This is a genomic window from Pseudomonas qingdaonensis (genome assembly GCF_018398475.1).
GTDB lineage: Bacteria > Pseudomonadota > Gammaproteobacteria > Pseudomonadales > Pseudomonadaceae > Aquipseudomonas > Aquipseudomonas palmensis.
The window spans coordinates 1,399,002-1,412,983 of the sequence record NZ_CP074676.1 but is presented as its reverse complement, the minus strand read 5'-3'; the positions used below and the strand labels follow the sequence as shown (position 1 = coordinate 1,412,983).

16 protein-coding genes are annotated in these 13,982 nt (G+C 60.8%); 2 read left to right on the top strand and 14 right to left on the bottom strand.

Going from position 1 to position 13,982, the window contains the following annotated elements:
• From KH389_RS06510 to KH389_RS06480, 7 genes are all read right to left on the bottom strand, one after another.
• Positions 1 to 882 carry a baseplate assembly protein gene (locus KH389_RS06510; RefSeq protein WP_088514467.1) on the bottom strand — a complete coding sequence of 294 codons (882 nt, stop codon included), beginning with the start codon at positions 880 to 882 and terminating at the stop codon, positions 1 to 3.
• A complete protein-coding gene (locus KH389_RS06505) occupies positions 879 to 1,205 on the bottom strand; it encodes a GPW/gp25 family protein (RefSeq protein WP_043864285.1) in 327 nt (108 codons plus the stop codon). The genes KH389_RS06510 and KH389_RS06505 overlap by 4 nt, the downstream gene beginning before the upstream one ends.
• A gap of 80 nt (positions 1,206 to 1,285) precedes the next feature.
• Entirely contained in the window at positions 1,286 to 1,846 is a 561-nt protein-coding gene (locus KH389_RS06500) for a phage baseplate assembly protein V (protein WP_043864286.1), read from the bottom strand.
• Positions 1,843 to 2,361 carry a hypothetical protein gene (locus tag KH389_RS06495; protein WP_100633084.1) on the bottom strand — a complete coding sequence of 173 codons (519 nt, stop codon included), beginning with the start codon at positions 2,359 to 2,361 and terminating at the stop codon, positions 1,843 to 1,845. The genes KH389_RS06500 and KH389_RS06495 overlap by 4 nt, the downstream gene beginning before the upstream one ends.
• A 73-nt stretch (positions 2,362 to 2,434) precedes the next feature.
• A complete protein-coding gene (locus KH389_RS06490; protein WP_148071543.1) occupies positions 2,435 to 3,454 on the bottom strand; it encodes a hypothetical protein in 1,020 nt (339 codons plus the stop codon).
• A gap of 57 nt (positions 3,455 to 3,511) precedes the next feature.
• Positions 3,512 to 3,895 (bottom strand): phage holin family protein, encoded by a 384-nt coding sequence (locus KH389_RS06485; protein WP_100633082.1) that lies wholly within the window; start codon positions 3,893 to 3,895, stop codon positions 3,512 to 3,514.
• Between the two features lie 542 nt (positions 3,896 to 4,437).
• The gene (locus KH389_RS06480; protein WP_078480062.1) at positions 4,438 to 5,172 is read right to left on the bottom strand and encodes a LexA family transcriptional regulator; all 735 of its coding nucleotides are present in this window, start codon (positions 5,170 to 5,172) and stop codon (positions 4,438 to 4,440) included.
• Positions 5,173 to 5,758: 586 nt separating this feature from the next.
• Here KH389_RS06480 and KH389_RS06475 point away from each other — a divergent pair.
• Positions 5,759 to 6,007: a hypothetical protein gene (locus KH389_RS06475; RefSeq protein ID WP_213607077.1), complete on the top strand. Its 249-nt coding sequence runs from the start codon at positions 5,759 to 5,761 to the stop codon at positions 6,005 to 6,007.
• On the top strand, positions 5,976 to 6,812 hold the full coding sequence (locus KH389_RS06470; protein WP_244988688.1) for an SDH family Clp fold serine proteinase: 837 nt from the start codon (positions 5,976 to 5,978) through the stop codon (positions 6,810 to 6,812). Before KH389_RS06475 ends, KH389_RS06470 begins: the two co-directional genes overlap by 32 nt.
• 66 nt (positions 6,813 to 6,878) lie before the next feature.
• Here the strand turns inward: KH389_RS06470 and KH389_RS06465 are convergent, their stop codons facing one another.
• Genes KH389_RS06465 through KH389_RS06435 form a run of 7 tightly spaced genes read right to left on the bottom strand, consistent with a single transcriptional unit; the run spans position 6,879 to position 13,937 of the window.
• Positions 6,879 to 7,379: a DUF2514 family protein gene (locus KH389_RS06465; protein ID WP_338053205.1), complete on the bottom strand. Its 501-nt coding sequence runs from the start codon at positions 7,377 to 7,379 to the stop codon at positions 6,879 to 6,881.
• Positions 7,376 to 7,870 (bottom strand): glycoside hydrolase family 24 protein, encoded by a 495-nt coding sequence (locus tag KH389_RS06460; protein WP_213607076.1) that lies wholly within the window; start codon positions 7,868 to 7,870, stop codon positions 7,376 to 7,378. Before KH389_RS06460 ends, KH389_RS06465 begins: the two co-directional genes overlap by 4 nt.
• A 57-nt stretch (positions 7,871 to 7,927) precedes the next feature.
• Positions 7,928 to 8,542, bottom strand: coding sequence for a tail fiber assembly protein (locus KH389_RS27480; RefSeq protein ID WP_274611462.1), 615 nt, complete (start codon positions 8,540 to 8,542; stop codon positions 7,928 to 7,930).
• The gene (locus tag KH389_RS06450) at positions 8,542 to 9,501 is read right to left on the bottom strand and encodes a hypothetical protein (protein ID WP_213607075.1); all 960 of its coding nucleotides are present in this window, start codon (positions 9,499 to 9,501) and stop codon (positions 8,542 to 8,544) included. The genes KH389_RS27480 and KH389_RS06450 overlap by 1 nt, the downstream gene beginning before the upstream one ends.
• Entirely contained in the window at positions 9,452 to 10,096 is a 645-nt protein-coding gene (locus tag KH389_RS06445; protein WP_213607074.1) for a hypothetical protein, read from the bottom strand. Before KH389_RS06445 ends, KH389_RS06450 begins: the two co-directional genes overlap by 50 nt.
• A 35-nt stretch (positions 10,097 to 10,131) precedes the next feature.
• Entirely contained in the window at positions 10,132 to 10,467 is a 336-nt protein-coding gene (locus KH389_RS06440; RefSeq protein ID WP_213607073.1) for a hypothetical protein, read from the bottom strand.
• Positions 10,464 to 13,937, bottom strand: coding sequence for a TipJ family phage tail tip protein (locus KH389_RS06435; RefSeq protein WP_213607072.1), 3,474 nt, complete (start codon positions 13,935 to 13,937; stop codon positions 10,464 to 10,466). The genes KH389_RS06440 and KH389_RS06435 overlap by 4 nt, the downstream gene beginning before the upstream one ends.
• Between the last annotated feature and the right edge of the window lie 45 nt (positions 13,938 to 13,982).

The following is a 13,982-nucleotide window of genomic DNA, read 5'->3' as shown; positions in this document are numbered from 1 at the left end:
TCAGCCCCCCCGCGTCAGTTCGAACCCGGTGCACCAGGCCGCCTGCGCCTTGCTCGGGCGGATGTCGGTCCAGTTGCGCAGCTCCACCCGGCTCACACCGGCGATGTGCAGTTGCGCATCGATGGCCGAGCGCGAGACCTCCACGCCCAGGCGTCGCCGAGGGTTGACCCAGGCCTGCAGGCGCCGCTGGCACTCGGCCAGGGTCGCTTCGTTCTCCGGCCCCGTCCCGGCCATGTAGAGCACGGCATCGATGCGATAAGGAATCACCTCGGCGCTGCGCACTTCCAGGCGGTCCGCCACCGGGCGTACATCGTCGTCGTTGAGGTAGGCGGCCACTTCGGCCAGCAACTGCGCACTGGCGATGCCGTGCTCCTCCAGGCTCAGCACCGTCACCTCCACCACTGCCGGTGACGGGCTTTCTGCAGAGGCATCGGCCACCTGCCCCGAGGCATTGCGTGCATGCAGGATATAGCTGTTGCGCGGGCCGGCGGTGGTCAGGCCCTCGTACACCAGTTGCACCCGCTCGCGCAGTGCATCGTCTTCCTCAAGCACTTCGAGGGTCGGTGGCACACTGTTCGCGTCTTCGGCCTGTACCACCAGCCGCTTGAGCTGCACGTTGGCTGCCAGCTGGTCCAGGTCGCTGCCCTGGGCATAGGCCAGCAGCAGCGCCTTGGCGGCATCGTTGACCCGCGCCCGATTGAGCAGCTTGCGGTACGCGCCCACCTCCAGCAGTTTGGTTACCGGGTCGCTTTCCAGCAGCGCGTCCCAGTTCTCGCCCATGTGCGACCGAAAGGCCGCCAGGTCATCCTGGAAGATGTCCTCGAAGTCGAGATCTTCCAGCACCTGCGGCGCGGGCAGCGCCGACAGTTCCACGTTGCTCATGCCGTTATCTCCAGCAGTTGGCTGTCGCCCAGGTACTGCCCGCTCAGCTGCAGGCTGATCTGCCCGCCCACTACCGCCACCACGCGCACCCGCTGCAATTTCAGGCGTGGTTCCCAGCGGGTCAGGGCGCGGGCGACCTCGGCCTGCACCGCACTCTTCCAGCCCTCGTTGACTGGCAGGTCGACGAAACGGCGCAGCTTGCTGCCGTAGTCGGGGCGCATGCGCCGGCTGCCCAGCGGGGTGGTGAGGATGTCTTCGATGGACTGGCGCAGGTGCCCGATGCCGGACAGCGTCTGCCCGCCGTGGCGGCTCATGCCGATCATCGCGGTACCTCCCTGGCCTGAATGCATTCACTAGCCATGTTGTCTCCAGGCATAAAAAAGCCCGCGTCGGCGGGCGGGGTTCAGTGCTTGTGATTGGCGGTGTTGCCGCCGGTGTCGATGATCTTGCCGGCCCCCAGGATGTCACCGGTCACACGCAGGCCACCGTTGATGCTCACCTCACCGGTCAGGGCAATGTTGGCGGCGTTCAGGGTGATTGCGTTGTCGGTGACCAGCAGCGAGCTGCCGGCCACCTTTAGGCTGACGGTGCCACCGGGCAGCTCGATGCTGTAGCTGCGGGCCTGCCAGTCGTAGACCAGCGAACCACCGTCATCGAAGCGCCATACCTCGACGTGCTCGCGGTTGTCGGGTGGCGCGCCGGCATTGCCGTACAGGCCCGGTACGAAGGTACCCTGCGCCGGCTCACCGCTTGGGCTGAGCAGTGCGCCCTGCTCGTTCAGGCTCGGCGCACGCCAGTGGCGGGCCTTGCCTGCCGCGTGGCTGTGCCAGCGCACCCAGGCGCTGGTCCAGCCGGCGCCATCGGAGACCCGTACCCGCGCTGCTGCCAGGTCGATGCCGACCACCCGACATGGAATGACCAGCGCCGCCAGCATGCGGTCATGCATGGAGCTGGCGTAACTCATGCCATGTCCTCCGGTGCCTGGTAGCTGTCCTTGTGCGCGGGCCCTGTGTCGGGGCTGAAGGCGAACAGCAGCGAACCGGGTGGCTGGTCTGGCCAGGGCCACTGCAGGTCGCCAAGGTAAACGGGCTGCTGCCATTGCACCCGCCATTCCAGGGTGCCGGGTACTTCGGCAGGTATGGCCGTCTGCGCCTTCACATTGAGGGTCGCCGCGACGAAATCCACGCCCCAGAACTGCTTGTGCAGCACAAGCGTTGATTTCGCCGCCAATGTGGCGGCTTGCAGGGCGGCGTGTTGCTGCTGTGCATCCACCAGGATGCGTGCCTCGAAACGCGCCAGGATGCACAAGCGTCCATCGCCGGGGTCAACGCTTGCCTCCATAGCGGTGATGGTGTGACACAGTGCCGGTTGCGGAGTGTGCTCGTTGACTGCGCTGAACGCTTCAACCGTCGCGAAATCAGGTACACCCGCCTGGAATGTTGCGGTAATGGCCTGGCTCAATAGCTTGAGTTCGTTCACAAGCCCTCCTTTCGTGTCTTCTTCGGCAAGCCGCCCACTGCGGTTGCAGCAGGCGTTGCGTTCACTGCGGCGACTACGGCTCGAACCAGCCGGTCGGCGCAATCCGGCCCTCGGAGCGCTTGGCTGCCAGCGTGCCGGCATTCTTGAAGTTGAAGGTCTGCGGGTACAGGAACGCCAGCGATACGCCACCGAACACGAAGCTGCGCGAGCCGCTGTTGTCCTTCAGGTCGTAGTTGGTACGTACATCGTGGTTTCCGCTGTCGGGCGAGAAGTACTCGGCGTAGTCACCGGTGGCAGAGGTGCTCATGACGCACCTGGAGTCCATTCGAACGCCGGTAGCCAAGGGTGCGATATACCCGGAGCAGTCCATCAAGGTGCCGACAGGGCCTGGACTTGCACCGGGCGTTTCGGGTCGTAGCAGGTAAATGCCTCTGGACACCACCTCGGTGCCGGTGTCGTAGATGTTGCGCACCTCATGGGTGTCCAGATAGAACGACGCCAGGTAGCAGAAATGTGCGAACCCGGGGGGCGCGGGCAACAAAAATGCGCCGAAGGACAGCGCCCCTATGTTGTCGAGCGTAAGGGTGGTTGCAGTGTTAGCGACGACGGTCGCTACCCGGCCGGACCACTGCCCGCCCTCACTGATGACCAGGCACTGCACACCGGCAAGATTGTTGTCGGCCATCCAGTCGTAGCTTTTTTCAGCGATATCGTGGGTACCCTCGCCGGCCTTGTTCAGCGTGATCACGTTGCCGCTGATACTGCCCACGCGCAGGAACGGCATGGTTTTCACCACGGCACTGGCGTCACCTTCATTGGCACAGGCAAAGGCGGCGTACCAGCTCTCTTTGCAGTTGCTGCGTTCGGCACCGAGACCGGCTGGCGCCACGCTGGCGACCTTGTCAGCCATCGCGAAGGTCGGAACCATGCCCCGTGTGTATTGGCCGCGAAAGCGAAAACCGCCCATCGCAACAAAACTCCTGCTCAGCCTGACCGACGTGGCAGAGCCGTAGATCACCGCGTCGCGCGGCCCCTGGGCCAGGGTTAGGCCGACGTTGCCGGCATTCTCGTACAAGCGGGTGTTATCAGACATAGGTTTCTCCGGACATGAAAAAGCCGCTGCAAGCGGCTTTCGATAGTGTTGCGATGATCATTGCTCCTGGTCGCGCTCACGCAGGTCGCGCTGCAGTGGCGCATCCGATGCCAGGGGCGGCACGCCCTGTGCCACACCCAGCCGCTTCGCAGCCCAGCGCTCGTAAAGCCCGATGGCCACGTCGGCGCCCGCCATGGCGGTCAGGCAACCAAAGGCTGCGGCGCTCCAGATCGACAGCCCGCTGGCATACAGCAGCATCACGGTCGATACGCCGCAGACCATGCAGGCCCCGGAGCGCAGCAGCAGTCGCCTGAACAGGCCCCAGCCGCGGGCGCCCTCCTTGTCTGCGCGCCACATCTCACCAGACAGACCGCCCAGCAATGCCAGGACGATCACCAGCCAGATCGGCATTTCCAGCAACGTCTGTTGCTCGTTTGTCATGCTCGTGCTCCCTTGTTGAACAGCCGATCACTCGGCATTCCAAAAAGCCCGGTCGCCCAGGCTTTTCAGTAATGCGTTGTCGGACCGCCGGCCACTGCTGGTGCGCCGTGCGATCCCGCCTCAAATTTTTCCTCCGACCGCGGCCGCCTGCCCGCCGGATAACTGCTTACGGTGCTTTACGCTGCACACCCGGGTCAGTTGCCAACCCTCTGAACAGTTCAGGCCTGTTCATCGCTGCCTTTGCCACTGCCGGTGTCTGACCGGCTTGAGACAAAGGTTATGCATCAATGCATATGCAGTCAATGCATTTTTGGAAATATTTATGCACGCGGTTTTGCGCTAACGCATGAAAGCCTTGCCCTGCTTGCGCTGCAGTGCTGTCTTGAGGGGTAGATTTTTTGCAGGAACCGGCCTTGCCGGTGAAGGATTCAGTGGGATTGCCGCAAATATTTGGTGCGATCATTCGCCGGCAAGGCCGTCCCCTGCAGGCATTTGCAGGCACAAAAAAACCCGCCGAGACGGGTTTGATATAGCGACAGAACCTAGCGGGCGTACATGCCCCACCAGAACACATGCCCGAGGATGCTGATCTGCTCCTCCTGCATCTGCTGGAAGGTGTAGTCCTCGTCCGGGTGCTCGTCGCGGTTGAAGCTGCGCAGGCGGATACCCGTGGGCAGGCGATACAGCTGTTTCACGCGCAACTGGCCATTGTGGTTGATGGCATACAGGTCGCCGTCGACAATGTCGCCGATGCCGCTCTTGCCCGCATTCACCCCCACCGTGGCGCCATCACGCAGCACCGGCAGCATGCTGTTGCCGCGCACCGTCACGCACTTGGCCTGGTCGAACTGCACGCCGTTGTGACGCAGGCTGCGCTTGCCGAAGCGCAGGCTGGCCTTCTCGCTTTCCTCGATGACGAATCGTCCTGATCCTGCTGCCAACTCGACCTCACGAAGAAACGGAATGGACACCTCGTCGTCCTCGACGGGGGTGTCGTCATCCCACAGGCTGATGTCCTGCAGCTGCACGTCGGCGCGCGGCGCGTTCGCCGGGCGGGTATCGCCCAGGTCGGCACGGCCGCGCAACTGATCGGTGCTCACGCCGAAGTACTCGGCGATCTTCGACACATGCTTGTCGGAAGGATCGACGATCTTCTCGCTGAGAATCCGCGACAGGGTGGATTGGGGCACGCCGGTGCGACGGTGAAGCTCCGTGGGGGAGATCCCGTGGCGGTCGAGCAATGCTCTCAAGACGGTAGCTACGTTGCGTTTTTGCATAACGTGCATAGTACTCATCTCGTGCGCAAATGCAAATTCAAATATGCATTAACACAATGCCAGGGGCAAAAGGTCGCTGCGCAGCGTTAGGCCCGGCAACGGGGAAAAAATCCCTGTACCATTGCCCGCTGCCTTTGGTCTAAACGACACTGCGAGCCAAGTTTCTGTAATGAGCGATCTTTCCGCACACACCCCGATGATGCAGCAGTATGGGTAAGGATCGGCTCCAGGCCTTGAAATACGTGGCGTATGCATTGCAAGTGTCTAATATGTTTTTGCCATTTTTGATGGTTTCCGGCCAGCAAATAGGTCGTTTGCACCGGCAATATTAGACAGCCTTAACCACCATCCACAGCATCAAGCAAGCGATTCTGCTCACTAGCAAAACACCGCTCGTCGACTGATATCACCATGAGAGCAACGCTTTTGCTGGCCGCCCCGGCGTCCCGAGAAGATTTGGTTTGACTTGTTGCTTGACGTAGCGATAATCGCGGGCCAATGTTGTGAGCAAGCTGTGGATAACTACGGTATGGCGAAGATAAATCGCCCACCGCTCACGGATGGAGCTTTCAGCCAGGAGCCTTCTATGAACTACTCACTATTTTTAAGAGCCGCACCAAGCATGCCTTCGGGCAATCACTCGAGTCTGCGCGGTCGCCAGGATCAGGTTTTGGTGAAGGACGAAGTAGTGTTTGAGGAATCGCTAGACCCGTACCGCCTGCTGACAGAAGCCAGCCAGCGTATGCACGATGGTAAAAGCGTTTTTTTCGAAGACCACCAGATGAATCGAGACAAAGGAAGTCGTGATCGTGCCGGAATTTTTTCCCAGAGCTAAAGAGTTACCTGCTCAATCCCCGCTTTTCTGGGTCACCCACAAAGATCGTTACCTGCGCCAGCTCCTACTGAAAGATATTCAGGAGGAGACTGGCCGGGCGCTCATCGTCTACTTCACCGAATGCGAAACGTCCGGTGCACAAATCGATACCGGCGACGATGTTTATTTCTCTGAGCTACTCACCGCCTGCGCTGGAAAGCCAGTGGACTTGCTGCTCGAAACCAATGGCGGCATGACCGATGCTGCTGAAAAAATATGCGCCCTACTTCGACATGCAGCTCCAGATCTGCGAGTAATAGTTCCTCGTCGCGCGAAAAGTAATGGCACGGTTTTCGCGCTCTGCGGAAACGCAATTTTGATGGGCTTCGAGTCAGAGCTTGGCCCAATTGACCCCTCAATCAACGGAATTCCTGTTGAATTTGTGCTCAATCAAGCAGCCGCATTTGGACCACTAGATGTTGCATATGCCGATGCTGCGCGCAATCAGACCCGCAAGCTTGCCCGCGACATGCTCTCGACTGGAATGATGAGCGATCGACAGCCAGCCGAAATTGAAGAGACCATAGGCAAGCTAGCTACTCGGGATCACTATCACTCTCACGGCTCTGTGATTGACATGCGAGAAGCCGTTGCATTGGGCCTGAGGGTGATAGAACACCAGCCGAATGACGAGCTGTGGCGAAAAATTTGGCTGCTGCGGACCATGTACCACTATGACTGCCGCCAGAATGGTTATGCCAAGCTGTTTGAAAGCGCTACCGTAAGTACGGCGGTAGCGATGCAAAAGCCACAAGGCACTTCGTAAGTTGAATCCGGGGGCAGTTGAGCTGCCCATCCGAAACACCTCCTCCGGCGTCCTGCCGACTAAAATCTAATCTCCCGAAACACCATCATAGGCCTGCTCGCAGGTCACCCCCCTTCCCCGGCTTTGATCAGCATCTGCCGCCAGGTCTCCCGCTCTTTCATCAGCGCGCTTGAGCACGTCGGCAAGCACCAGGGCGACGCGGGAAGCTGCCGCGCTTGCGGCGGCAGTGCAGGAATAGCCGCCGGCCGGACTTGCGGCACGGCTGGCCGCTCGATCGACTTCATCCCGCAGGCTGAGATCAGCGCGAGCAGCGGCAGCATCAGCCACCGCACGGTCAATGATTTTCTGTCCATCCAGAATCACCTTGTTCATTTGTTGTTGGTGGGCCTGCTCCTTGGTCCGCTCTGCAGCCTCGGCCAGGGCCCAAGCCTGTTTGTCCCCGGCATCGCGCCCAGCCCACCTGCCCTGCCACTGGGCATCCATTGTCCACCGCCCATGCTGGTAGGCGCCCCAGTAGGACGCCACCACCATCAGCAAGGCCGCAGCACGCCAGCCCCAGCCGTTCACGCCAGCCTCCCGCCGGCGGCGATGTAGTGCGCCAGCAGGTCATCCAGCTTGCGCTCATGCTGCCCGTACCCAGCACCCGGCAGGCTGGCCCAGATGTTCCGACACTTCGTGATTGCGGCCTGGATGCGGCCGGCGTGCACGTCCGCCAAGGCGCCGCGCTCCTTGACCAGATGCAGGGCAAGCTTGTCTTGGCTGGCGGGCCCGAAGTCAGGCAGCTTGAGCAGGTCGCGATAGTGCGGCCAGTAGCGCTGGAGTTGCTGGTACCGGCCTGCGGCCGTGGACTTCAGGCCCTTGTTGTTCACGGTCACCAGCACGCCAGGATGGGTGCTGTAGCTCTTGAAGGTGTTCGGACTGTCGATGCCGCCAACCACCACGTCATAGCCGTCGTCGCGGGTGTGCTTGCTGATCGACGTGCCTTCGGACCATGCCAGCATGTCGAGGAAAGCGAGAGCGTTCTTGCTGCCCGCCAGTGAGTCGGAAATTCGAGCCATGTGTTTCTCCAGGCAATAAAAAACCCGCTCACGGCGGGTATCTGTGTTCGGTTGAGATCAGGCCGGCGGCGCGGGCCAGTCGATATCGGTCGGGTAACCTGCCTGCTCAGGCAGGCGGTTCAGCGCGACCCGGTATTTCTTCCAGGCCTTCAGCGCAGTGGCTTCAGCCTCGGTTGCGTCGTCGAGGTCGACCGCATCTTGCAGCGGTGCGATTGCCGAGTCGGCAACGCCTCGTCGACCGGCGATTTCTGCTTGCACGCCGGCCAGATGCTGCGCTGCAGCCGCATCCTGCTTCATCTCTGCCGTGACCATCTGGCTCCAGTCGATCGAGCCGATGGTATCTGGCCAGGAAACCTCAGACTGCTCAGGCCGGGGGTCGAAGTCTGTGGGGAGCTGCACGCGGCCATCTGGTGGATTGACGATATCCACCGGGAACCGCGACTGCGCGCTTGCCATCGGGCCATGAGGAAGCCTGACGGTCAACGTAAGCTCTCCGGCGACCCGCTCGATTGGCCCATACAGCCACGAGCAGTTCGTCGCAGTTGCAGGCAGCATCGCGCCGTCATGCACGCCTTCGAAATCGAGCTTCATGCCGTTGATCGTGATCGATTCGCCGCTCCTGCTGAGCACGAGTGTTTCGTCTGCACTGAACGGTGACAATTTAATGCGCATCAGTACCACCTCCCTTGCACAACAATGTTTATGGTTCTCACCGGTACGCCAGGGGATGAAGTGAAGTAGGCCTTCACACTGATGTTGTTGGGTTCTACCCGGCCCGCGACCAGAAATGAGTTGTTTAACGCGTCATTGCCGGAGAGGACAGCGCTGCCAGCAATGAACGTTACTGGGGTCGGGGCGCCGATATCGTTGGAGACGTGCAGGCCCGCGACAGGAGAAAAAGACGTGGTGGTTACTGTCATCTCGGCGGTGGCGGTGCCGTCCGCGTATTTGACGTACCTGCCATTTGCATTGCTGCCCTTCTCAAATATCGCACCCGTTGGTACGCCGCCCGATTGACTCACTGTGCCGACGATATCAGCCGTTGCGGCAGCCTTTAGGCCCAGGCCTGCCCTGGCGGTCGCTTGTGTGCTGCCGCCTGTACCGCCCTGAGCGACGCTCAGCGCGGTTGTCATGCCGGTCAGTGACGTGATGTCGCTATTCGCCCCGCGCGCCGCGGCGCCGATGTTCTCCCGAAGCTTCGGTGCAGTCGTGGCGACGCCGAGCACCGCCAGAGTCGAGCCGAACTGCTCGACGATCTGCCGAAGGCGGTCGGCTGATTCTTTGACATATCCCTGCATGGGCGCCAGGCCGTAGGTACCCGACGAGATGGTGGCACCTTGATAGGCAGGATAAATTGAAAGCACTGTACCGCTTGCGATGTTCGTTACTTCATACCAACGGCCATCAGGCCCCTGAAAAGCATCGCCGACGCGAGAGTTCGCTGCGAAGTTTGTACCGGTACCGGTTACGGTGGTTTGTCCGGCCGCGATTGCGACCTTGCCTTCTCTGTACCAGGGCATAAATTCTCCAGGCAATAAAAAACCCGCCGCGGCGGGTAATGTTGATTTTCGAATGCGACTGTTATGTCCCTGGCAAGCGGGCAAAAACAGCTCCGGGCTGACCCAGATCACTCCAGCCTGTGGTCCCGACTGAATAGATTTGCAGCCGGTTGATTGAGTAGTTGAATCTTGCACCACACCAATTTGTGAGGGCCTGGTTGGGTGCCATGAGCCCGCGAGAAAACGGGTTGATCATGAAGTACTCGTCCGAAGCCAGCGCCCCCACAGCAGCGCACAAGTAGTAATAGGCATTCCCCAGTGCCAGCTGGACCATGCCCTGATAGCTCCATGAGTTTGTGGCCTTGGTGAATATGATCGGAGTTGACCCGGAGTCGTAGATGATGACTCCGGCCTCATCCCACATCCTCAGTCCCCAGCTCGCTGCTGAGCGGCTGGCAAATACAGCTGCAAACCACTTCCCGGTGGGCCGCCAGGTCACATTGCCGCTCTCGAGTCTGAAGCCTGTCCAGTTGCCTGGGGAGCCGGTAATTGTCATTTCCCGATAGAGAATGTCCGGCTGGCTCGGCGAGTTGCGAATGAAGATGCAGGGCGGCTCGGTCGTTCTTATCGGGGCCGGGAACGAGACGACTACAGTGCTTGAACTTGTCGCGGAGTAATTCCCGCTGTACAGCGCACACAGCCTGGGGTTGTCGGAGTCGATCTGCACGTAGTCATCGTCATTTCTAACGTAAAGTCCAAAGCTCAATTCTTGAACCTCATTACAAGAAGACGGAACTGAATGTGTGAGCCGTAATCCTCAGTGCCGGGCTGGTTCGGGTGCTTTGATCGCACGGTCACATTGCCTACCGCCACCCTCATATAGGGCATTGCGCTTTCGTTGAACTCGTTTTTGCGCGCAGTTGTTGGAAGGATCACGGCTGTGCATGTTGCCGGGTTGAACCCTGAAATGGGGACAGAAATGACTGCCCCATTTCCCGTCAGCGTGTAGGTTTGGCTGTGAAGAACTTGATAGGTGAAGCTGTCGGTATCAAGCTCTACAACACCGTCTTCACTGAATGTCCTTAGACCGTAGCTCATGCCGTTAGATCTCCAAGTTGCACGCGCAGCCGGTCATTGCTGTCGAAAACCTTCACGGCACGGTGCGTGATCGTGAGCCGTCCCTGCCCCGCAATAGCGCCGTTGATCTCGAGTGTTCCGTCCTTGTTCAGTCGCCAGCCTTGGACGCCCGGCACGTAGTTCGTCGAACTGATGAAGCTCCCGATCTTGGCGTTCGTGATCGTGCCGTCAGCGATGAAGGCTGCCTGGATAAACGTCTGCCCATCCTGGATCGCGAAAAACGATGCGGGAGTGCCGTTGATGTCGTTGACCACGGCGAACCTGTCGGCATTGATGATGAACTGGCTCTGCAGGCCCGCTGGTCCGTTCTCGATGCCCAGGCCGATACCGGCGACAACGTACTTGCCTTGCGAGTTGAGCTGCATCTTCACAGCCCACATCGTCGAGGCCTTTTCATCGGCATTGACCTGGGCCTGACTGATCGTCTGCACAGCCGCCGTCGTGTCATTCATCGTTGCTTCGAGCGTCTCGGTCTTTCGCACGATGACTTCATCGCGAGAGGCGCTGACCTTCACTTCCTCTGCAAATGCCGCTGTCGCGTCCCACTGGTGGAGCGCGCCGGCCAGATCGCCTTCGGCATCGTCGTCACGAGCAGACGCCCGCAGAGCCTGCAGGCTCTCGGCTGTCGCCGTGGTCTTTCCGTCAACCTCGGCGATCTTCGTCGTGTTGGTGGTGACCTGCTGTGCAAGGCCGTTGGCCGCTTGCACAGACTGACCAACATCGATCCAGAGGTTCGCGTTCGGCGGAGAATTTGCACCCGAGGCATCGGCAGGAACAGGGCCTTTTGCCTGGTAGATCCGACCATCGACCACGACCATCTGGTCTTTCACGTATGTCTCACCCGGCTCGTATGCCTTGAGCCCGTCCAGCGCATCGATCTGGTCTTGCAGGCCATCGATCTTGTCGATTAGCTCCTTGCCCAGCTCAGTCTCGCCAATTTGCCCTGCAATGAGGTCGAGGATCGGCGAAGCATCCATGCCGCTCTGCCCCAGTACGCCGTTGTCCACGGGATACCACGGCCCGAGGTTGCCAGTGCGGTCGACGAGGCGTGCCCAGAAGAAGAACGACACGCCCGCAGCCAGCCCCTGCAGCATGAAGTCACGCTGCGGGTAGGCCAGGTCGGTGAGTTTGGTTGCCACCGACAGGTCGTTGCTTGGGCTGTACCAGATCTCGGTACGCTGTGTGTCCTCGGCGCCGGGTGGGAAGCCCCACTTCAGCCCGATCGCGAACAGCTCGCTCGATGCGTTCAGATACGACACCGCCGGCGGCAGGCCTTCCTTGCCCTTGAGGTCGGTGAGTATCGAGTCTCGCCAGATCGACGAGATATCGAACGCGCTGACTGCGCGAACCCGGGCGAGGTACTGACCGGCGTAGATGCCAACCACATCGACTGACGCGGTGCCGGTGCGTTGAAGCCTGATCCAGTTGCCATTGTCCTTGCGCCACTCGACGTCGTATCCCACGGCCCCTTCCACCGCAGGCCAGGAAATGGTCATCGTGCTGACAGCCAGGCCCTGGCTGATCGCGTAGTCCGAGGTCAGGGTGACGCTCGCCGGCGGCGGAACAGTGGTCACCGGGATGACGCTGATCGGGCGCTCTTCCAGCTTGGCGCCGGTGTCGATCGCGGGAAATTTGCTCGGATTGAACTCCAACCCGGTGATCTCGTACTCGCCCTCTTCAGTGCGCGCAGTCTTCAGGACGCGAAACAGCTGGATGGCCAGGTCGTCGGCGTCGATGGCCCACTGTAGTTCCGGCTCCGGCTGGACCGAATAGGCCGTGGTCACGGTCACAGCACGACCGGCCACAGACTGCACGGTACGGCCCTGCGCGCTGCCGTTGGGCAGGTTGATGATCAGGCGGTCACCGGCCTTGATCTGAGTGTCACGGTCCAGGGTCACGACCTTGCCGACCGCCGCAGCGATCCGGCCGCCATTGGGCCGTCCAGACAGCAGCTCATCGGCTACCGGGATGACGTGGCCAGGCAGCGGGATGCGACCCTCGATGCCAGTCTTGAAGGTGACAGTCCGATCCTGGTTGTTGCTCAGCAGCGCCCACTTGCCGCGGCGCTGGGCCTCGCTGGCCCTGGTGCAGCCAATAGCCGAGATCTCGATTGGGCGATCCTGGAAGCGGCGCTGCAGCGTCAGGTCGGTGACCGGGATCACGTCCGTGTCGTAGTTGTTGCCGGGGTTGTCGTAGCTGACTAGGGCCCGGCTGTAGTGCGTGCTGCGCTCGGCGCCGCCGTAGGTGAACTCGCCATCGATGACGTTCGCTCGAGTGAACACATAGTCGAAGTCCTGTGCGCGTGGCATGTCGGCCTGCATGAACAGCGCGCCCTGCGCCCAGTACACCATGCCTCGGTAGATGGCAGAGAGATCACGCAGCAGCGTCCAGGCCTCGGCCTTGCCTTGCAGGTTCAGGTCGCACAGGAAGCGCGGTTCCTGCCCTCCGACGCCGTTTGGCACCCGCTGGTCGCAGTACTGGGCAATGCGGTACATCTCCCACTTGTCGACCATCCACGACTTGATCCGCTTGCCCAGGCCGAACCGGCCTTCCACGCACAGGCCATAGGTGACGAACGCAGGGTTGTTGGTCCAGGCCTGCTTGAAGGTACCGTCCCATGTACCGGTATAGGTGCGGGCAATCGGGTCGTAGTTGGTCGGCACAGGCCAGCGGCGCGCCTTGCACTTCACCGTCACAGACGGGATGTTCTGGAACTGCTCAGCGTCGAACTCGATGTAGAGCAGCGCAGTGTTCGGATAGCGCAGCTTCTGGTCGATGATCTCGGTGTAAGCCGCAATCATCATGGTGTCGGCGATGTTGCCAGCGTTCCGATTGGGTGTGAGGCGGCGAACGCGAACAACCCATCCTGTGGTCGCGGCCGGCAAATCCACGCGCACTGACCGTTGGTAGCCATTGCTGGTCTTGCCGCTTACCGAGTTGCGGTGTGCTTGAACGAATGCGCCACCATCGGTGGCGATGTCGATCGCATACTCGATGGTGTAGCCGTTGGTGTCGCCAGAGCTGGTGTCTTGGCTGAGCAGGCGTGGCCAATTGAAACGCAGGCGTATTGCCGACAACTGAGTGTTGCTCAGCGCACGCGTCCATGGCTGTTCGCTGCGCAGTTCAACGCCAACCGAGGTCTCGCTCTCGATCGTAGGAATACCCTTGATGTAGCTTTGCTCCACAGTGCCGCGACGGAACTCCCATTTCACGCCCGGGAAGTTCATATTGCCGCTGGCATCTTGGATTGGTGTGTTGTCGAGGTAGATATCGCGCGCTGTCGGCGTTCCGTCGAATTCGCCCTCGCCCACCGCCAGAAGTATCTTGGCGATGTTGGTTGACCGCAGGCTGTCGGGCGCCTCGTAGGGAGCCTTGGGCTTCTTGCTGCCGCCTTTGGCGCCAGTGACGTCAGGTGGGAGTGCTGCGCCCATGCTTTCCTCCGGGCAATAAAAAACCGCCCGAGGGCGGCTTGTCGT